We start from the raw sequence: 18,117 nt of genomic DNA, 5'->3' as shown, positions 1-18,117 counted from the left end.
CCGTGTTCAGTTGGTCTTCTTCCGGTCGAACGGGATGGTCAGGAGCGTCGGCATCAGGCCCGCCCAGAACACGATCCGCGGCACGCCCCGCTCGGTCCAGGGCACCTGGCTGACCAGCAGCGCGCACAGCACGGCCCAGGCGGCCTGGCCGAGCACGATGCGGGGCCAGCGGCGGCGCCGGAGCACGGACCGGAGGTTGTACCGGACGCCCGTGCGCAGCCGTCGGTAGCGCAGCAGGGCTCCGACGGTCCACAGGGCGCCGATGGGTACGAAGTACCACAGCTGTTGCCCGAGCGGGACGGGCAGCTCGCGCGGGGCCTGCCCCTCCTTGGTCCACAGGTCGAGCATCGTGGCGGCGAATCCCAGGCTGAGCACGGCGATCAGGCGCACCCCGCGCAGCAGCCGGTACGTCGCGTGGTCCAGGCCCTGCTGAAGGGCCGCGGAATCCGGGGTGACGGCGAGCGCGTCGGCGTAGAGCGCGGCGGCCTCGGCGGCCTTGACGCCCGGCGCGGTGGCGGCCTGCTCGGTCTGCCGGGCGAGGGCCTGCGGGTGCTGAGGATCGCGCCGCAGGATCTCCCGGACCATCTCGTCGGCGAGAGCCCGGTCGCCGCCGATGTCCGCGATGCTCCAGCGCACCTCGTACGGGAAGACCTCCTCGGGTGCCAACCGTACGGCGGTGAGCGCCAGTTCGTCCGACTCGCGCTGGAAGGCGGTCGTGGCCTCCTGGGTGACCGGGCCGCCCGCGTGGCCGAGCCGCAGGGTGCGTATGCGCCACAGCCAGTGCCCGAGCAGCGCGTAGCCGTACCAGTAGTCGGGGGCCAGGCGGATGACCTCGCGCAGGGGGGCCTCGGCGTCCACGATGCGGGCGTTGGACTGGAGGGCGCGCGCGTGCTGGAGGAGCGCGCCGATGTGCTCCGGGGCGATGGCCAGCGCCCGCTCGGTCGCCTCCAGGGCCTCGGCCTTCTCGTCCTGCGCGCCCAGGCAGCGGGCGAGCCGGACCCAGGCGCCGACGTCCTCGGGATCCTCCGCGAGCCGTCGCCCGAGCAGGGCCTTCGCCTCGTCGTGGCGGCCCAGCTCGTGCAGCGCGTCGGCCCGCTCCAGGGCCGGATGCGTACCGGTGGCGCTCACAGCTTCCGCCGCTTCTTCAGATAGGTGACGAGGTCGTCGTACATCCCGCCCTCGTTGGCGAACATGGCCACGTTGCGGGCGGCGGCGAACCACGGCTCGGTGGACGGCACGACCTCCTTCGCGGCGGCCAGCAGGTCCTTCATCCCGATCATCCGCACGGTCCCGGTCCGGGCGGAGTCGAGCAGCGCGCGCTCGGAGGCCGCCTCGCAGACATGGGCCAGATCGGCGCCGGAGAGCCCGTCGGTGACCTTGGCGAGCTTGGCCAGGTCGATGTTCTCGACCGGCCGTTCCCGCAGGTGGTAGCGGAGGATCGCCTCACGGGCGGGTCCGTCGGGAGGCAGGACGAGCAGCGTCCGGTCCAGCCGCCCGGGCCGGCGCAGGGCGTTGTCGACGTCCCAGGGCACATTGGTGGCGGCGAGCACGAACACGCCCTCGTTGGCGGCGGATTCGACCCCGTCCAGCTCGGTCAGCAGCTGGTTGACGGTGTTGCGCATGCCGCCGTGGAGGGTACGGCTGCGCTTGCCGCCGAGCGCGTCCAGTTCGTCGAGGAAGACGACACAGGGGGCCTGCCGCCGGGCCGTCTGGAAGATCTCGTGCATGTTGCGCTCGGAGTTGCCGGTCCACATGTCGAGCACGTCGTTGACCGACACGGACAGGAAGGACGCCCCGAGCTCTCCGGCGACGGCCCGCGCGATGAAGGTCTTCCCGCACCCCGGGGGCCCGTACAGCAGCAACCCGCCGCGCAGGCTCTTCCCGTACAGCTTCCGCAGCTCGGGATTGCGCAGGGGCGCCAGGAAGGCGGCCTCCAACCGCTCCTTGACCTCCCGCATCCCTCCGACGTCGGCGAGCCGCACACCTCCCGGCCGCTCGACGTCCCAGGCGTCGACGTCCCCCGGATCCCCCTGCCCGTCCGCCCGCAACGGCTCCTCGGCCTCCGGTTTCCCTTCCACGAACCGCGGCGGCACGACATCCCCGACCTGCTCCTCGGCAGCCCGCCAGTCGAAACCGGAGCGAACGGAGGGCGCCTGCGGGAGCTGCTGTTGCTGTTCTTGCTGCTCCGGGACCCCCATGGCCCGCGCCATGAGCCGCCGCGCCTGTTCGTCCCCCGGCGCGTTCTGGAGCGCGACGGCCACCTCGGCGACGGCAGCCTCCGACTGCCCCTCGTCCAGGAGGAGTTCGGCCAGGTGCAGGCGGAGCGGTACATCACGCGGCGCGGCGGCAACGGCCGCACGCAGGCTGCGTATCAGAGGGGAGTCTTCCGGCATGGACCCCACCCTACGGAGCCGCTGTGCGGCTACTTCCGCTTGGGCCCCGTGATGGCGGCCCTCGCCCCGGCCGGGATTGCCGACGGTGACAAGCTGATTGCGCACGATGTCCTGGCCGACGGCTATAGCCTCGTCGCACACCTGAATGACGGACGGTCTGCATCGACCCGGGGGTTGAGCAGCCCGGCAACCGTTGAGATGTGGGTGTGCGTCGTGAAGGACTCGTTCGGAGGGTCCTCTTTCGGGAGAATCACGCCGTTGGTTCCGGCGGCGGCGTAGGTGCCCCCGGCAGTCGTACCGTCGCCACCGTGCCGCCGCCTTCCGCGTGGGCCAGGATGACCTGGCCGCCCGCCTGCTGGACCGTGCGGGCCACGATGGACAGGCCGAGGCCCGAGCCGGGCAGGGCGCGGGCGCCGGGGGAGCGCCAGAAGCGGTCGAAGACGTGCGGGAGTTCGTCCGCGGGAATGCCGGGGCCGTGGTCGCGGACGGTCAGCTCGCCGTCGGCCAGCCGCACCTCGACCGTGCCGCCCTCGGGGCTGAACTTGACCGCGTTGTCCAGGATGTTGACGACGGCCCGTTCCAGCGCGGAGGGTTCGGCGCGGACGTACCAGGGCTTCAGGTCCGCCGTGATCGTCAGCTCCGGCCCGCGCAGCCGCGCCCGGCGCAGGGCCGCCTCGACGGTGTCCAGCAGCGGTACGACCTGGACGCGTTCGCCGTGCTGGCCCTCCGAGCGGGACAGCTCCTGCAGGTCGCCGATCAGCGAGGCCAGTTCGGTCATCTGGGCCTTCACCGAGGCGAGCAGGGCCCTGCGGTCCGCCGGCGGGATCGGGCGGCCGGTCTCCTCGCTGCGGGTGAGCAGTTCGATGTTGGTGCGCAACGAGGTCAACGGCGTGCGCAGTTCATGGCCGGCGTCGGCGATCAGCTGCTGCTGGAGCTCGCGGGAGCTGGCCAGCGAGGCGGTCATCGAGTTGAAGGAGCGGGACAGCCGGGCCACCTCGTCCTCGCTGTCGTCCTCCACGGGGATGCGGATCGTCAGGTCCTCGGTCCGGGCCACGTGCTCCACGGCCTCGGTCAGCTTGTCGACCGGGCGCAGGCCGGCCCGGGCGACGGCCAGTCCGGCGGCGCCCGCGCCGATCACTCCTATGCCGGAGACGAGGAGCAGGACGAGCGCGAGGTCGTTGAGGGTCTTCTCGGTGTTCCGCAGCGGTACGGCGACCAGCACGCCCACGTTCGGACCACGGGTCCCGCTCGACGTCGACGTGGGCAGCAGGGGGCGGGTGAGCACGCGCAGCTCGTTGCCCTGCTCGTCCACTCCGTTGCGGAAGTAGATGTTGCCGGTGTCGAGGTTCCTGATCTCGTTCTTGTCGGCCTCGGTGACCTTGATCCTGCCCGATGCGCCCGCGATGAGGCAGACCTTGCCCTGCTCGGTGACCACCTGGGAGTACCGGTCCTGGAGGATCGTGTTGGTGGCGGGAGTGTCCGTGCAGTTGTTGAGCGTGAACTGGAGCTGGTCGAACTGCGACGTGCCGCGCAACGACTTCTGCAGGTCGTCGTCCAGCTGCGAGTACAGCTTCCCCTGCACGATGAACCAGCACGTCACCGACACCGCCGCCACCGCGAACGCCACCGCCGCCGCGACCAGCATCGCCAGCCGGGCCCGGATGGGCAGAGCCCGGTACCGGCGGACCAGCCTCCTCACTCGGCGCCGCCCTGGCGGAGCACGTACCCCACGCCCCGGACCGTGTGCACCAGGCGCGGCTCGCCGCCCGCCTCGGTCTTGCGGCGCAGGTACATGACGTAGACGTCGAGGGAGTTGGACGAGGGCTCGAAGTCGAAGCCCCAGACCGCCTTCAGGATCTGTTCGCGGGTGAGGACCTGGCGCGGGTGCGCCATGAACATCTCCAGGAGGGTGAACTCCGTGCGGGTCAGTTCGACCTGGCGGCCGCCCCGCGTGACCTCGCGGGTCGCGAGGTCCATGCGCAGGTCGCCGAAGGCGAGCGCCTCGTCCTCCTGGATGTCGGGTGACACCGCGGCCGCGTACGAGCTGCGGCGCAGCAGGGCGCGGATGCGGGCGAAGAGCTCGTCCAGCTCGAAGGGCTTGACGAGGTAGTCGTCGGCACCGGCGTCCAGGCCGGTCACCCGGTCGCCGACGGTGTCCCGGGCGGTGAGCATGAGGATCGGGGTCGTGTCGCCCGCGCCGCGGATGCGGCGGGCCGCGGTCAGGCCGTCCATGCGCGGCATCTGGATGTCGAGGACGACCAGGTCGGGCTTGTAGGCGGTGGCCTTCTCCAGCGCGTCCGCGCCGTCGACGGCCACCTCCGTGTCGTACCCGTCGAACGCGAGGCTGCGCTGCAGCGCCTCGCGTACCGCCGGCTCGTCGTCGACGATCAGGATGCGCTGGGGGTCACGGTCGCCTTCGGCGGGGCTCATCGCTCGCGGTTCCTCGGGGTACGGGTCCTGTCCGGACGGGGGCTGTCTCTCAGCGTGCCACGTTCAGGCCCGTACCGCGGTCAGGCGGTTCAGCGGGACCTTGCGGCGGTGGGTGCGGACGGCGGAGGTGCGCAGGCCCATCAGCTCGGGGACCGGTGTCACGACGACCTCCGGGGCGCGGGGCTTGGGGATCGGCAGGTGCAGATCGCGGGCGATGGTGAGGGCCAGGGTGATGTCGGCGGCGTGGCGGCCGGTGATCTGGTGCGCGTGCGAGACATGCGTGATCATGACGTACTCCCTGCTGACGTGCCGGTGCTCGGAGCTGGTGGAGCTGTTAGCCGGTGGCGCCCGACCGGAGCTTGGCCAGGTCGGACTTGACGGTGTTGATCGGGATCGCGAAGCCGAGGCCGATGCTGCCGGCGTCGGAGGACGACGAGGACTGCTGGCTCGACGAGTACATCGCGGAGTTGATGCCGATGATGTTGCCGCTCGCGTCGATCAGCGCACCGCCGGAGTTGCCGGGGTTGAGGGACGCGTCGGTCTGGATGGCCTTGTACGTCGTCGTGGACGAGCCGGTGTCGCCGTTGAACTGGCGGCCGCCGAACTGGAACGGCCAGTTTCCGTCGCCGCCCTGGTTCTGGCCCTGGTTCTCGTCGGTGGAGACGGTGACGTCCCGGTTCAGGGCGGAGACGATGCCGCTGGTCACGGTGCCGGTCAGGCCCTCGGGGGAGCCGATCGCGACGACCGTGTCGCCGACCTGGACGCCGCTGGAGTCGCCGAGCGAGGCCGTCTTCAGGCCCGAGGCGCCCTGGAGCTTGAGCAGCGCCAGGTCCTTGGAGCTGTCGGTGCCGACGACCCGGGCGGTGTATCTGCTGCCGTCGCTGGTGCGCACCTTGATGGACTGCGCGCCGGAGATGACGTGGTTGTTGGTGACTATCTCGCCGTTCGACGTGATGACCACGCCGGAGCCGGTGGAGGAGCCGCTGTCGAGGGTCGCGTTGATCTCGACCACGCTCGGGCTGACCGCGGAGGCGATGGCGGCGACGTCACCGCGCTTGCTGGAGGGCACCACGTTGGTGGCCGTGCCGCTGGAGGCGACCGTGTCCTTGCCGGTCAGCTCCTGGAAGGCGTAGGCGGTGCCGCCGCCGACGGCCGCCGCGACGATCGCGACCGCCGCGAGGAGGGCGACCGGGCCGCGGCTGCGCTGCTTCCTGTCTTCGCCCGGCTGGTACGGCGGCGGGGGCGGCCACTCGGGGTTCACGGAAGCGGAGTGGTCCGCAGGAGCGGAGTAGTAGTGCTGCTGCGGGTACTGCTGCGCGTCGTTGCCCTGGCTCTCGGTCATGTCATAGAGAGTCCCCCGCGAACGTGAGAGCTTCCTGAGTGCTTGCTGAGAAGCCCGGCAGAACCTCGTTTGCCCGATATAAAGAACCAGCGGGGCTACTGGCAGCCGCAGCTCGTGCGCACCACCAGCCGCGACGGGAACGTCTTCAGCCGCTCCCGGCGCGAGCCCGCCACCCTGAGCCCGTCGTCCAGGACCAGGTCGACCGCCGCCCGGGCCATCGCCGAGCGGTCCGAGGCGACCGTGGTCAGCGGCGGGTCGGTGAGCGCGGCCTCCTTGATGTCGTCGAACCCGGCCACCGCCAGCTCGCCGGGCACGTCGATGCGCAGCTCGCGCGCGGCCCGCAGCAGGCCGATCGCCTGGTCGTCGGTGGAGCAGAAGATCGCGGGCGGCCGGCGGGGCCCGGACAGGACCTCCAGGGCCACCCGGTAGGCGTCGTAGCGGTTGTACGGAGCCTCGAACAGCCGGTCCTCGGTGCTCAGGCCCGCCTCGGCCATGGCCCGCCTCCAGCCCTCGACGTGGTCGGAGACCGGGTCGCCGACGGCCGGCGTCTCCGCCGTACCGCCCAGACAGGCGACGTAGTCGTGCCCGTGCTCCAGCAGGTGGCGTACGGCGAGCTGGGCGCCGCCCAGGTCGTCGGTGACCACGGCGACGTCGTCGATGGCCTCGGGCCGCTCGTGCAGCAGCACCACCCGGGCGTCCCAGGCGTCGATCTCGGCGGCGGCCAGGTCGTTCAGCGCGTGACTCACCAGAATCAGGCCGGAAACACGCATGCCCAGGAAGGCGCGCAGATAGTGGACCTCGCGCTCGCCGATGTAGTCGGTGTTGCCGACGAGGACCATCTTTCCGCGCTCGGAGGCGGCCTGCTCGACCGCGTGCGCCATCTCGCCGAAGAACGGCTGGCGGGCGTCCGGGATGATCAGGCCTATGAGGTCGGTGCGGCGCGACGCCATGGCCTGGGCGACCCGGTCGGGCCGGTACCCCAGCTCCTTGATCGCCGCGAGGACACGCTCGCGCGTGGCCGGGGCGACCGGCCGGGGTCCGTTGTTGATGACATAGCTGACCACGGCGGTGGACGTCCCCGCCAGCCGCGCCACATCATCCCGAGTCACCTTGGCCACGCGCGGAGTCTACGCGGATGGACCCACTCTGGGCAGGGCGTATCAGTGCTCGGATGGTGCCCCCGAGGCGCGGGGACTACACGTCGGCGTGGACGTCGGCGCCGTCCCGGACGGCCGCCTCGGCCGTCTTGTCCGGATCCTCCGCCTTTGCCTGTCCGGCCTTGGCCTTGGCCTCCTCGGCCGCCTTCTCGGCGGCGCGGTCGACCTTCTCCGGGGTGACGAACCGGTAGCCGACGTTGCGCACGGTGCCGATCAGCGACTCGTGCTCCGGGCCGAGCTTGGCGCGCAGCCGCCGTACGTGCACGTCGACCGTGCGGGTGCCGCCGAAGTAGTCGTAGCCCCAGACCTCCTGGAGCAGCTGGGCGCGGGTGAAGACCCGGCCCGGGTGCTGGGCGAGGTATTTCAGCAGCTCGAACTCCTTGAAGGTGAGGTCGAGCACCCGCCCCTTGAGCTTGGCGGAGTACGTGGCCTCGTCCACGGAGAGATCGCCGTTGCGGATCTCCATGGGGGAGTCGTCGCCCACGATCTGCTGGCGCCCCGTCGCGAGCCGCAGCCGCGCCTCCACCTCCGCGGGGCCGGCGGTGTCGAGCAGGACGTCGTCGATGCCCCAGTCGGCGGTGACGGCGGCGAGCCCGCCCTCGGTGACGACGAGGATCAGCGGACAGCCGGGGCCGGTGGACCGCAGCAGCTGGCACAGGCTGCGCACCTGCGGCAGGTCGCGGCGGCCGTCGACGAGGATGACGTCGGCGCCCGGGGTGTCGACCAGGGCGGGGCCCTCCGCCGGGGCGACCCGCACGTTGTGCAGCAGCAGGCCGAGTGCGGGCAGCACCTCCGTCGAGGGCTGGAGGGCGTTGGTCAGGAGCAGCAGAGAACTCATACGTCTGGTTCCTCCTCGGGTCCCCGCGAGGACTGTGCGGACGGGCACTGCTCTGCGATCCCGAAGGCCCCGTACACGGCCACGGGCCACCTGGGGTTTCCCGTTTCGTATACAACGCTTCCGAAAGCACAAAAGGACCCGGGGGCTTCGCTGCCCGAGTCCTCTGCCCAGCAGAATAGCCCACATGAGGAACCGTTCGGCAGGTCAAGTGGCGCATTCCACCGTTCGTCCGAATCCCGAGACGCCCAGACAGGAAGCTTTCCGGACGTTCCTGCGCACGGCCGACGGAATTCCGGTCGATTCCGTATACGATCCGGGCGCCTTCGTATACGAAAGCTCGGAATCCCTTCCCGACACCTCGGGTACGCCCGTCCGTGACCTCGTGTTCGTGATCGCCCACGGGTTCACCGGGGACGTGGACCGGCCGCACGTACGAAGGGTGGCGGGCGTGCTCGCGCGTTACGGCGCGGTCCTCACCTTCTCCTTCCGCGGCCACGGACGCTCCGGCGGCCGCTCCACGGTCGGCGACAAGGAGGTGCTCGACGTCGCCGCCGCCGTCGAGAGGGCCCGCTCCCTCGGGCACGCGCGCGTGGTGACCGTCGGCTTCTCCATGGGCGGCTCGGTCGTGCTGCGCCACGCGGCCCTGTACCCGCGCACGGCCGACGCGGTCGTCGCGGTCAGCGCCCCCGCCCGCTGGTACTACCGCGGCACCGCCCCCATGCGCCGGCTGCACTGGCTGGTGACCCGCCCCGAGGGCCGCCTGGTCGGCCGCTACGGCCTGCGCACCCGCATCCACCACCGCGACTGGGACCCGGTCCCGCTGTCCCCGGTGGAGTCGGTCCCGGGAATCGCCCCGACGCCCCTCCTCGTCGTCCACGGCGACCAGGACGGCTATTTCCCCCTCGACCACCCCCGGATGCTCGCCGAGGCGGCCGGTGACCACGGGGAACTCTGGGTGGAGCCCGGTATGGGCCACGCCGAGCACGCGGCGGACGACGCGCTGCTGGCCCGGATCGCGGACTGGGCTGTCGGCGCGGCGGGCTAGCCTGAGGGCACTCTTATTTCTTTCCTGCCGTCGATTGAGGAACGAGATGCCCAAGGTCACGGTGCGCTACTGGGCCGCCGCCAAGGCCGCGTCCGGCGTCCCCGAGGAGCCGTACGACGCGGACACGCTGGCCGACGCGCTGGCCGCCGTGCGCGCGCGGCACCCCGGTGAGCTGTCGCGTGTGCTCCAGCGATGCTCCTTCCTCATAGACGGTGACCCCGTCGGGACCCGCGCGCATGAGACGGTACGGCTGGCCGAGGGCGGCACGGTCGAAGTGCTCCCGCCGTTCGCAGGAGGATGAGGCGCGATGAGCGACCAGCCGCATGAGGGGTACGGGCCCTACGACCCGTACCAGCAGCAACAGCAACCACAGCAGCAACCACAGCAGCAGTGGCAGGCCTACGACCAGCACGGCCCGTACGACCAGTACGGCCACCAGTCGGGCTACGACCCCCAGTCGACCCAGCAGTGGCAGGGCCAGACGTGGGACACGCAGACGCACGCGCACACGTACCCGCCGGCGCAGCCGTACCAGCAGCCCCAGCCCCAGCCCTATCAGCAGCAGTACCAGCAGCCGGCGTACTCCGGTCCGTACGCACAGCCGCAGCCGCAGCCGCAGCCGCAGCCCCAGCCGCAGCCGGTACCCGAGCCCGAGCCGAAGGCCGCGCCCGCGGCCGAGCCGGAGGCGCAGGAGGAGGGGGAGCCGGAGTACGGCCCGGCCACGCTCGGCGGGAACGCCCGGATCACGGACGCCCAGCGGGCGCGCCTGGAGGGCCGTTCGCCGGTCATCGAGCCCGGCATGCAGCCGGCGCTGCTGACCGCCGTCCTCGGCCTGCTCCTGGCCGCGACGGCACCGATCGCCTCGTACGCCCTGGTCGTCCCGCTGGTCGTGCTCCAGGCCGTGACGGCGGCGGGCTGGTTCCGGCTGAACGGCATGTGGCCCGCCCGGCAGGGCATCGCGCTGGCCTTCGCGGGCGGCCTGACGGCCGACGCGGCGGTCCTGGTCGCGGGCCGCGACAACGCGCCCGCCGCGATCCTCGGCCCCCTCGGCGTCTGGGTCCTGCTGTCCCTGGTCCTCCAGCTGCGCTCGCACGCCTCGCCGGACGAGCGGATGTACGGCCTGATGGCGACGGTCGCCTCGGCGTCGCTGACCGTCCTCGCCACCGGCTACCTGGGCGCCGACACGCACGCGGTGTCGGTCGGCGCGGCGGCGGTGGCGGTCGCGGTCCTGGCCCGCGCGCTGCCCCTGCCGACCCCGGTCTCGGTCGTGGTCTCCCTGCTGGCGGCCGCGGGCGCGGGCATCGCGGTGGGCCAGATGACCCACTTCGGCACGCAGGGCGCCGCCCTGGGCGCGGCGGCAGCGGCCTGCGCGCTGATCGGTCACCGCGTCGCCAGCTACGACTACCCGTCCCGCTTCGTGCACTTCACGGCCGGCGTCGCACTCCCGCTGTCGGCGGCGGCCCCGGTGGTGTGGGCCCTGGGCCGCGCGCTGGGCTGAGCAGGCGGAAGCAGACCGAAGGGCCGTACCCCCATGGCGTCCAACCCCGGGGTACGGCCCTTCTGTCCGTCACTCAGCCGTCACTGAGTCCTCGGCTCGCTCAGACCGCGATGGCGACCTCGGCGAGCCCGCCCTTCTCCGCCACGACGACCGTGCGGTCGGCGGAGCCGCCCGGCACCAGCGCCCGCAGGGTCCACGTGCCCTCGGCCGCGTAGAACCGGAACTGACCGGTCGCCGAGGTCGGGACCTCGGCCGTGAACTCGCCGGTCGAGTCCAGCAGACGGACGTAGCCCGTCACCGGCTCGCCGTCGCGGGTCACCTGGCCCTGGATCGTGGTCTCACCGGGCTTGATCGTCGAGGCGTCGGGGCCGCCGGCCTTCGCTCCGCACATGTCGTCTCTCCAGAAGAAGGGGGATGTCTTACTTGTTGGCGCCGAGCTCGATCGGCACGCCGACGAGGGAGCCGTACTCGGTCCAGGAACCGTCGTAGTTCTTGACGTTCTGCACGCCGAGCAGCTCGTGCAGCACGAACCAGGTCAGGGCCGAGCGCTCACCGATGCGGCAGTAGGCGATCGTGTCCTTGGCGAGGTCCACGCTCTCCTCGGCGTAGAGCTCCTTGAGCTCCTCGTCCGACTTGAAGGTGCCGTCGTCGTTGGCGTTCTTCGACCACGGGATGTTGCGCGCGCTCGGCACGTGGCCCGGGCGCTGCGACTGCTCCTGCGGCAGGTGGGCCGGGGCGAGCAGCTTGCCGCTGAACTCGTCGGGCGAGCGCACGTCGACCAGGTTCTGCGAGCCGATCGCGGCGACGACGTCGTCACGGAAGGCGCGGATCGAGGTGTCCTGGGCCTTGGCCTTGTAGTCGGTCTTCGCGCGCTCGGGGACCTCGTCGCCGGCGACCAGCTCGCGGGCGTCCAGCTCCCACTTCTTGCGGCCGCCGTCGAGGAGCTTGACGTTCTCGTGGCCGTAGAGCTTGAAGTACCAGTAGGCGTACGACGCGAACCAGTTGTTGTTGCCGCCGTAGAGGATCACCAGCGTGTCGTTGGCGATGCCCTTCTCCGACAGCAGCTTCTCGAAGCCGGCCTGGTCGATGAAGTCGCGGCGGACCGGGTCCTGGAGGTCCTTGGTCCAGTCGATGCGGATCGCGTTCTTGATGTGGTTCTTCTCGTAGGCGGACGTGTCCTCGTCCACCTCCACGAGGGCGATGTTCGGGTTGTCCAGGTTGTCCTGGACCCAGTCGGCGTCTACGAGGACGTCGCTGCGGCTCATGCTCTTTCTCCTCCGGGGCAGTCGCGGCGGGGCGTGCAGAAGTAGAGAGGGCGCGCGCCCGGAAGGGCCGGGCGGCGCACGGGTGCCCTTACCAGCAGGGCGGCTGAGGGATGCGGAAGTGGATTACTTCCACTCAGAAGGGGCGACAGAGCATGGCGGCAACGCGGCACAGGTCCACTGCCCGCCGCTTCGTGAGATCCGCCTGTCGCTTCATGGCCCCGATCGTAGGGACGTCCGGGCGCGCGTGTCACCGGTGTGTCGTATGGCGAGATGCGATCGTCCGAATGTTGGGACGAGAAGAGCGCCCGGGGCAGGCGGCGGTGGCCTCCGGGCGCTCGTGCGGGTGACGCAGCTACGGTACGGACGTGGCCGTCTCGCCAGTCGGACGAAGTCTGTCCATCGCCGGTGTTCCGCGGGTGTCCCTACCCTGCCAGCCTGACGTCCGAACCCTTCACGCTGATCTGCACGCCGTCCGGCGCGGCCTGCACCTTGTCCAGCTTGATGCCGCCGGGCAGCCGGTCGATGGCCTGGTTGAAGTCGGTGATGTCGCGGACGCGGTTGTCGGCGGCGGCGACGGCGGCCAGCTTGGGCAGGGAGTCGGCGTGGACCTCGACCTTGTTGTTCACGACGGCCACGGAGCTGAGCACGGACGTCGTCTGGTCGACCGGGATGGACAGGAACGAGCCGGTGATGCGGATCGCGACCTTGATCTTGCCGTTGCCGCCGTCGGACAGCCCCACGACCTGGGCCTGGACCCCGGGTACGACCTCGGTCGGCTGGGACTTGGCGGTCTTCAGCAGCTCGGCGTAGGAGACGGTCGCGGTGCCGGTGGCGCTGTCCGCGGTGGCGGAGCTGTAGTCGCCGGAGAAGGAGACGCCCTTCATGTCGGCCTTCAGGTCGTCGATCCGGATCGTCTTGCCGTCGGTCCCGGTGGCCGCCTGGTAGTCCTTGATCCCGACCTGTACGTCGTCCAGCGACCCGCCCGCCAGCTGGGTGAGGAACGGGAACCCCTCGATGCTGACGTCCGGTGTCGAGGCGAGGTTCTCCGTCGACTTCAGCTTGTCGGCGGCCTGCCCCTCGGCGAAGTGCACGGCGACCCGGTCCACGATCACGAACAGCCCGCCCAGGATCACGACGAGGATCAGGAGTATTCGCAGGGCGCGCATGTGGTGGTTCTCCCCGGGGGTCGGTGTCGTTCGTCCGCTGCCGTACGCCACGGTAACCCTGCGGGGCGGGGGCGCCGGGAGTTTGTGGATCAGTTGTGACAGGGGCCGCTCGGAGCCCCGCGACCTACTCTGGACGTATGTACGCGCGGCGGCGGCACGTCTACTTCGCGATGATGGGCGTCTGTATCGGGCTTTTCGTTCTGGCCTGGGGAGTCGTCCGGATCTGGTCTGTGCCGGCGGCCGTCGGCATGTGCGTGGTGGCCATGGTCATTCCACCGGTCGCCGCGATGATCGCCAACCGCCGGGGCCCCGAGGACCGTTGGTGGGACGATCCGTCGGGGGACCCGAAGTCCGACGAGTGGTGGGACGAACTGGACGGCAAGAAGCGCCCCAGGCAGTGATCCGGCAGTGACCTGTCAGTACACGAGGGCCTGGGTGTCGTCGGCGAGGGCCTCCTGGACGAAGACCTGCGCGCCCGCGATCCGTACGCCCTCGATGACGTCCTTCTCGGTGATCTCCCGCCGGGCCGCGCACTGCGTGCACAGCGTGAGGCGCCCGGCGGCCAGGACCGACTCGATCAGGTCCGGCAGCGGCGCGGAGTGCGGCAGCTCGAACTCCGCCGCCCGCCCCGGCAGCGCGAACCAGGACGACTCGCCGGTCAGCCACAGCGAGACCTCGACGCCACTGGCCACGGCCACCGCCGCCACGGTGAACGCCTGCGAACAGCGCTCGGGCGCGTCGGCCCCGGCCGTCACCTTGATCACGAGCTTCTTGGTCATGAGGGAAGCGTAGCCGCGACGACGACGGTGACGATCAGCGTGGCCAGGCAGAGGACGGTGAGGACGCCGCTGACGGTGGCGCCGTCCACCGATCGCCGCGGGCGCCGTCGCTCCCGGGCCCGCTCGGCGAAGTACGGGTGGAAGGGCGGCACCGCGTACGCGGGCGGGACGGACTCCGGGTCCCGGGGCGTACGCCCCTCCTCCTGCCATCGCTTGCACTCCTCGTACGGCAGTCCCGTCATGCCTGGTGCTCCCTGCGCTGGTGCTGGCGCAGCAGGACGTTGGCGTCCACCTCTGCGCTCCGGTCGTACGTCGCCTGCGCGGCCTCCCGTTGGCCCGCCAGCTCCGCGCAGGCGGCGCAGCCGGGGACGGGGCTCGGTGGCCGGGTGATGTCGTTCATGGGGTCGGCTCCTTTCTCCGCACGCCTGCGCACAGCGCGAGGGGAGCGCTACGCTGCGTGTTCGGGTGGCGTGATGAGCATGGCGCAGAGAAACGGCATCTGGGCTGTTGAGAGGCTCAACTTCCACGCTGGGCCTGCCAAATTCAACAAATTCAACAGGAGCGCGATGCCGCAGCGGCTGGTGATCACGGGACGGAGTCAGGAGCCACGGGGACGCTTCGCCGAGGAGTTACGGCGCCTGCGGAGCGAGCGCGGCCCGAGCCTGCGGGACCTCGCGAAGGAAGTGGGCTGGGACGCGTCCCTGTTCAGCAAGATGGAGAGCGGACGGACCCTGGGCGGCCCGGAGGTCGTCCAGGCGCTGGACCAGTACTACGGCACACCGGGACTGCTGGTCACGCTGTGGGAGTTGGCGGTGGCGGATCCGACGCGGTTCAAGGAGCAGTACCGGGGTTATATGGAGCTGGAGGCAGAGGCCATCAGCCTCTGGCACTACGGATGCGGCACCCTTCACGGACTCCTTCAAACCCCGGAGTATGCACGTGAGTTGCTCGCGGCAGGCGGCAGCAAGGGCGATGAGCTGGAGCGGCAGGTGGAAGCGCGCATCGGGCGACGCCAGGTGCTGGAGGGGGATGACGCGTCGCCGTTCCGCGCCCTCCTCTCCGAGGGCGCTCTGCGGGCTTCATTGCAATGCCCCCGTGAGTGGCGGGAGCAGTTGGCGTATCTGGCGGAGGTTTCGGAGCGCCCGAACATCACCCTCTACGTGCTGCCGTTCGGCACCGGGCTGCACGGCCTGATGGACACTGCTGTGACCTTCCTGCGGTTGCCGGACGGCCGTACCGTGGCCTACGTGGAGAACGACGCACGCGGTGAACTGATCGAGGAAACAAGCAAGGTTGAGGGATTGCAGCGCAGATATGATGCGATTCGCGACCTGGTGTTGAACCCGGCCGAATCGCTGAAGTTCATCTTGCGAGTGTTGGAGGAAGTGCCGTGCGAGCCATAGACCTGAGCCACGCGACATGGCGCAAGAGCAGCTACAGCAACTCGGACGGCGGCGCCTGTGTCGAAGTCGCCGACAACATCCCTTCCGTCATCCCTGTCAGGGACAGCAAGGACACCACCCGCACCCCCCTCCTCTTCGGCGCGGGCGCCTGGGGGGCGTTCGTGGACGACGTCAAGCGCTGAATCGTAATCAAACCGCGCTACAACTCCGTGTGCATGCCATGAGTCTCCTGTGGAGCGCGGGTGGGCAACCCGCGCTCCCATCCTGTAGGGAGACGTCTTGGAATCACCTGAAAGACCGGGGCGCCGGGGCCGGACCGCCGCGCTGATCGCGGGGACCGCCGGTCTCGGTGTCGTCGCGGGGCTCTGCACCGGTTACGTCGTCCAGGCCGGTCGGCCGCCCACGAGGCTGCCCTCGCTGTCGCAGCCCGTCGTCCCTCAGGGCAAGGGCACTGTCGAGCCTCTGTCGGCGGCGGACGACCGCCGGGTGAAGACCGACGGCGACCTGCGCAAGCTGCTGCTGAAGCGGCCCAAGGGCGCGCGGGCCACCGACTTCGGGAGTGCCGACGGCTGGATGGACCTGGCCGACTACGCGAGCGCCTTCAAGAATCCGACCGGGGCCTTCAAGGACGAGCTGAAGAGCGAGTTCCGGCGCGCGGCCCAGACCACCTGGCAGACCGGCACGTACGACGTCGAGATACGGCTCGTCCAGTACCACCAGGTGTCGGCGCCCGGCGCCGCCAAGCACGTGGAGGAGCAGCGGTACTGGGCCGAGCGGGATCCGGACACCGGCAGCTCGCCCATCCCCGGCACGGGCGACGGCATGGTGTTCGCGCACCGCACGCCCAAGGCCGAGAGCGGCTACCTGCCGGTGTACTCGGCCGAGGCGCTCGCCTCGCGCGGTGACATCTACATGGACATCTGGATCACCGACACCAAGCCGATCCCCGAGAACGAGATCATGGAACTGGCGAAGCGGCAGGTGGCCCAGCTGTGAACGAGGCTGTGAACGAATCCGCCGAGCCCGAGACGCCGCCCGCACCGCCCGCACCGGCCCCCGCCAGGCGGCCCGTGGGCCGGATCGTCGCCGTCGCACTGCTGGCCCTCGCCGTTGTCGGCGGGCTCGGGTTCACCGCGGTGACGGTCGCCGGTGCCGACCGGGATCCCGGCAAGCCCGTCTTCACGTTCCCCAAGGCCTCCGAGGGGGGCGACAAGGGCGAGAACCCCCAGGACGACCAGCAGGGCAAGGACGTCTCGGGGCTGCGCGGCATGCTGATGCCGTACGAGAAGGGCGTGTCCTACGGCTACGGCCAGGGGCCGGACATCGGCGAGTTCGGCCCCGACGTCGCGCTCGACGGACGCGAGGCCACCGCACTGCGCAAGCAGGAGATCCACGGCCTGCCGCCGGCGACCCGGCGGGCACTGGACCAGGTGATCGACAAGGAACACATCCAGGGCATGGCGATGCGCAGCTACGCCCCGTTCGACAGCGAGTACGGAGGCCTCGACAAGCCCTTCACGCTCACCTTCGAACTGGTCCGGCTGGCGAACCGCGACTCCGCACGCGAACTCTCCACCAGCCGGAACGAGGTCTTCAAGGCCCTCGGGGTCTTCCCCAGGGGGCCGGAGATCCAGGGCCACACGGACGCGGCCTGCTTCCGGATGCCCAAGACGGGCGACGAGAAGACCGACCGCATGGTCTGCTCCGCCTCGGTGGGCGACGTGCTCGTCACCGTCAACGCGGCCGGGACCCGCCCGCTCGACACCGACCACATCGCCGTCTTCGTCGGCAGAGAGCTCGACCGCATCAAGGACAAGGACCCGGGGAAGGCCGTATGAGCGAGCAGCAGATTCCCGTCGCCCCCGTGCTGCCGGAGCCGGAGCCGGAGCCGGAGCAGGAGCCCGCGGCGCCCGCGGGCAAGGACCGCCCGGTCCTGCGGGCCGTCCTGCGCTGGACCGCGGCCCTCGCGGTCTTCGCGGTGGCCGGCACGTCGACGGCGTACGGCATCACCCGGGTGGAGCGCACCGACCTCCCCGGCCTCGCCACGCGTCCGGACGGCCGCTGGGACTACCCGCGGATCGTCCGTCCGCCACTGCCCGCCGGCCGCCCGGCCCCCTTCGCCCGCAACAACGCGGCGGACATCCACTACGCCGACCTGCGCACACTGGTGCTGTCCGCGCCGAAGGGCGCCAAGGCCGTCCCGGCACTCGCCGGCGACCGCGGATGGACCAACCCGAAGGTGTTCCTCGCGGAGTACGCGAGCAAGGACGACCGGGACGCTCTCCAGGGCGAGCTCACCGACCACGGCCTGCGGCACATCGCCGCCCGCGGCTGGACCATGCCGGACGGCACCCGGACCCGGATCTACCTGCTCCAGTTCGAGACCGGCCTGATCGCCGGCGAGGTCCAGCAGGACGAGTTCACCGGCTACGACGACCCGCCGCTCGCCCTGCGCGGGGCTGCCGACAACGCGATGGACGAGTCGTACCCCGCGGCCGCCACCGCCGACGGGAACAGCCTCGTGGAGGAGTTCGCCGAAAAGCAGCCGTACGGTGCCGAGCAGGTGCGGCAGGCCTACATCTCCTCCGGCGACGTCATCGCACTCGTGGTGCAGTCCCGCGCGGGCGGTGCGAAGGAGATCCCGTTCCAGCAGACGGTGGTCCTGCAGCAGCAGCTGCTCGGCTGAGGACCCGGACAGCGCACCTCGGCAAGAGTGCCGGGTCCCGGCCGCGTAAGCTGAGCCCCGGCTCTGTCGTACGCCCACCCTCGCTCAAGGAGCACCCGTGGAGATCTTCTTCGAA

Annotated in this window: 24 protein-coding genes; 9 read left to right on the top strand and 15 right to left on the bottom strand. The window is 70.8% G+C overall.

What is annotated here, in order from left to right; genetic code table 11:
• Positions 1-6: 6 nt before the first annotated feature.
• From AC4OXY_RS24575 to AC4OXY_RS24540, 8 genes are all read right to left on the bottom strand, one after another.
• Positions 7-1,128, bottom strand: coding sequence for a tetratricopeptide repeat protein (locus AC4OXY_RS24575; protein WP_491991079.1), 1,122 nt, complete (start codon positions 1,126-1,128; stop codon positions 7-9).
• Positions 1,125-2,393 carry an ATP-binding protein gene (locus AC4OXY_RS24570; RefSeq protein WP_356020479.1) on the bottom strand — a complete coding sequence of 423 codons (1,269 nt, stop codon included), beginning with the start codon at positions 2,391-2,393 and terminating at the stop codon, positions 1,125-1,127. Before AC4OXY_RS24570 ends, AC4OXY_RS24575 begins: the two co-directional genes overlap by 4 nt.
• 250 nt (positions 2,394-2,643) lie before the next feature.
• A complete protein-coding gene (locus AC4OXY_RS24565) occupies positions 2,644-4,092 on the bottom strand; it encodes a sensor histidine kinase (protein WP_362816938.1) in 1,449 nt (482 codons plus the stop codon).
• Positions 4,089-4,823 (bottom strand): response regulator transcription factor, encoded by a 735-nt coding sequence (locus AC4OXY_RS24560; RefSeq protein WP_356020475.1) that lies wholly within the window; start codon positions 4,821-4,823, stop codon positions 4,089-4,091. Before AC4OXY_RS24560 ends, AC4OXY_RS24565 begins: the two co-directional genes overlap by 4 nt.
• Before the next feature lie 63 nt (positions 4,824-4,886).
• Positions 4,887-5,111: a hypothetical protein gene (locus tag AC4OXY_RS24555; protein ID WP_356020473.1), complete on the bottom strand. Its 225-nt coding sequence runs from the start codon at positions 5,109-5,111 to the stop codon at positions 4,887-4,889.
• Positions 5,112-5,157: 46 nt separating this feature from the next.
• Complete coding sequence (locus AC4OXY_RS24550) at positions 5,158-6,165, bottom strand: S1C family serine protease (protein ID WP_356020471.1); 1,008 nt, start codon at positions 6,163-6,165, stop codon at positions 5,158-5,160.
• Positions 6,166-6,260: 95 nt separating this feature from the next.
• On the bottom strand, positions 6,261-7,283 hold the full coding sequence (locus AC4OXY_RS24545) for a LacI family DNA-binding transcriptional regulator (protein WP_356020468.1): 1,023 nt from the start codon (positions 7,281-7,283) through the stop codon (positions 6,261-6,263).
• A gap of 76 nt (positions 7,284-7,359) precedes the next feature.
• Positions 7,360-8,160: a winged helix-turn-helix transcriptional regulator gene (locus AC4OXY_RS24540; protein WP_356020466.1), complete on the bottom strand. Its 801-nt coding sequence runs from the start codon at positions 8,158-8,160 to the stop codon at positions 7,360-7,362.
• A 184-nt stretch (positions 8,161-8,344) separates the two neighbouring features.
• Here AC4OXY_RS24540 and AC4OXY_RS24535 point away from each other — a divergent pair, with 184 nt between their 5' ends.
• The 3 genes from AC4OXY_RS24535 to AC4OXY_RS24525 are packed head-to-tail and all read left to right on the top strand — an operon-like array spanning position 8,345 to position 10,703.
• The gene (locus tag AC4OXY_RS24535; RefSeq protein ID WP_356020464.1) at positions 8,345-9,205 is read left to right on the top strand and encodes an alpha/beta hydrolase; all 861 of its coding nucleotides are present in this window, start codon (positions 8,345-8,347) and stop codon (positions 9,203-9,205) included.
• A 46-nt stretch (positions 9,206-9,251) separates the two neighbouring features.
• A complete protein-coding gene (locus AC4OXY_RS24530; RefSeq protein ID WP_356020461.1) occupies positions 9,252-9,506 on the top strand; it encodes a MoaD/ThiS family protein in 255 nt (84 codons plus the stop codon).
• Positions 9,507-9,512: 6 nt separating this feature from the next.
• A complete protein-coding gene (locus tag AC4OXY_RS24525; protein WP_491991078.1) occupies positions 9,513-10,703 on the top strand; it encodes a hypothetical protein in 1,191 nt (396 codons plus the stop codon).
• A 100-nt stretch (positions 10,704-10,803) separates the two neighbouring features.
• Here the strand turns inward: AC4OXY_RS24525 and AC4OXY_RS24520 are convergent, their stop codons facing one another.
• From AC4OXY_RS24520 to AC4OXY_RS24505, 4 genes are all read right to left on the bottom strand, one after another.
• Complete coding sequence (locus AC4OXY_RS24520) at positions 10,804-11,094, bottom strand: DUF1416 domain-containing protein (protein WP_356020457.1); 291 nt, start codon at positions 11,092-11,094, stop codon at positions 10,804-10,806.
• 28 nt (positions 11,095-11,122) lie between these two features.
• Positions 11,123-11,968, bottom strand: coding sequence for a sulfurtransferase (locus AC4OXY_RS24515; RefSeq protein WP_362816931.1), 846 nt, complete (start codon positions 11,966-11,968; stop codon positions 11,123-11,125).
• A gap of 133 nt (positions 11,969-12,101) precedes the next feature.
• The gene (locus AC4OXY_RS24510; RefSeq protein ID WP_350751515.1) at positions 12,102-12,182 is read right to left on the bottom strand and encodes an Ms5788A family Cys-rich leader peptide; all 81 of its coding nucleotides are present in this window, start codon (positions 12,180-12,182) and stop codon (positions 12,102-12,104) included.
• A 208-nt stretch (positions 12,183-12,390) separates the two neighbouring features.
• On the bottom strand, positions 12,391-13,134 hold the full coding sequence (locus tag AC4OXY_RS24505; RefSeq protein WP_356020452.1) for an LmeA family phospholipid-binding protein: 744 nt from the start codon (positions 13,132-13,134) through the stop codon (positions 12,391-12,393).
• A 95-nt stretch (positions 13,135-13,229) separates the two neighbouring features.
• On the opposite strand from AC4OXY_RS24505, the gene AC4OXY_RS24500 reads away from it, so the two are divergent.
• Complete coding sequence (locus AC4OXY_RS24500; RefSeq protein WP_356020449.1) at positions 13,230-13,535, top strand: DUF3099 domain-containing protein; 306 nt, start codon at positions 13,230-13,232, stop codon at positions 13,533-13,535.
• Positions 13,536-13,550: 15 nt separating this feature from the next.
• On the opposite strand, the gene AC4OXY_RS24495 is transcribed toward AC4OXY_RS24500, so the two are convergent.
• From AC4OXY_RS24495 to AC4OXY_RS24485, 3 genes are read right to left on the bottom strand one after another with little or no spacing between them, the layout of a single operon-like run.
• Positions 13,551-13,913, bottom strand: coding sequence for a DsrE family protein (locus tag AC4OXY_RS24495; RefSeq protein WP_356020447.1), 363 nt, complete (start codon positions 13,911-13,913; stop codon positions 13,551-13,553).
• Positions 13,910-14,155, bottom strand: coding sequence for a hypothetical protein (locus AC4OXY_RS24490; protein WP_362816929.1), 246 nt, complete (start codon positions 14,153-14,155; stop codon positions 13,910-13,912). The genes AC4OXY_RS24495 and AC4OXY_RS24490 overlap by 4 nt, the downstream gene beginning before the upstream one ends.
• On the bottom strand, positions 14,152-14,313 hold the full coding sequence (locus AC4OXY_RS24485) for a hypothetical protein (protein ID WP_356020443.1): 162 nt from the start codon (positions 14,311-14,313) through the stop codon (positions 14,152-14,154). The genes AC4OXY_RS24490 and AC4OXY_RS24485 overlap by 4 nt, the downstream gene beginning before the upstream one ends.
• 166 nt (positions 14,314-14,479) lie before the next feature.
• Here AC4OXY_RS24485 and AC4OXY_RS24480 point away from each other — a divergent pair, with 166 nt between their 5' ends.
• From AC4OXY_RS24480 to AC4OXY_RS24460, 5 genes are all read left to right on the top strand, one after another.
• A complete protein-coding gene (locus AC4OXY_RS24480) occupies positions 14,480-15,316 on the top strand; it encodes a helix-turn-helix domain-containing protein (protein WP_491994637.1) in 837 nt (278 codons plus the stop codon).
• Positions 15,304-15,498 carry a DUF397 domain-containing protein gene (locus AC4OXY_RS24475; protein ID WP_356020440.1) on the top strand — a complete coding sequence of 65 codons (195 nt, stop codon included), beginning with the start codon at positions 15,304-15,306 and terminating at the stop codon, positions 15,496-15,498. Before AC4OXY_RS24480 ends, AC4OXY_RS24475 begins: the two co-directional genes overlap by 13 nt.
• A 97-nt stretch (positions 15,499-15,595) precedes the next feature.
• On the top strand, positions 15,596-16,312 hold the full coding sequence (locus AC4OXY_RS24470) for a hypothetical protein (RefSeq protein WP_491991077.1): 717 nt from the start codon (positions 15,596-15,598) through the stop codon (positions 16,310-16,312).
• A complete protein-coding gene (locus AC4OXY_RS24465; RefSeq protein ID WP_491991076.1) occupies positions 16,309-17,154 on the top strand; it encodes a hypothetical protein in 846 nt (281 codons plus the stop codon). Before AC4OXY_RS24470 ends, AC4OXY_RS24465 begins: the two co-directional genes overlap by 4 nt.
• Positions 17,151-18,002 carry a hypothetical protein gene (locus AC4OXY_RS24460; protein WP_491991075.1) on the top strand — a complete coding sequence of 284 codons (852 nt, stop codon included), beginning with the start codon at positions 17,151-17,153 and terminating at the stop codon, positions 18,000-18,002. Before AC4OXY_RS24465 ends, AC4OXY_RS24460 begins: the two co-directional genes overlap by 4 nt.
• Positions 18,003-18,117: the final 115 nt, after the last annotated feature.

It is taken from the genome of Streptomyces sp. HUAS MG56, assembly GCF_058673395.1.
Note: the sequence above shows the minus strand (reverse complement) of the source record. Positions and strands in the feature narration are given on the sequence as shown.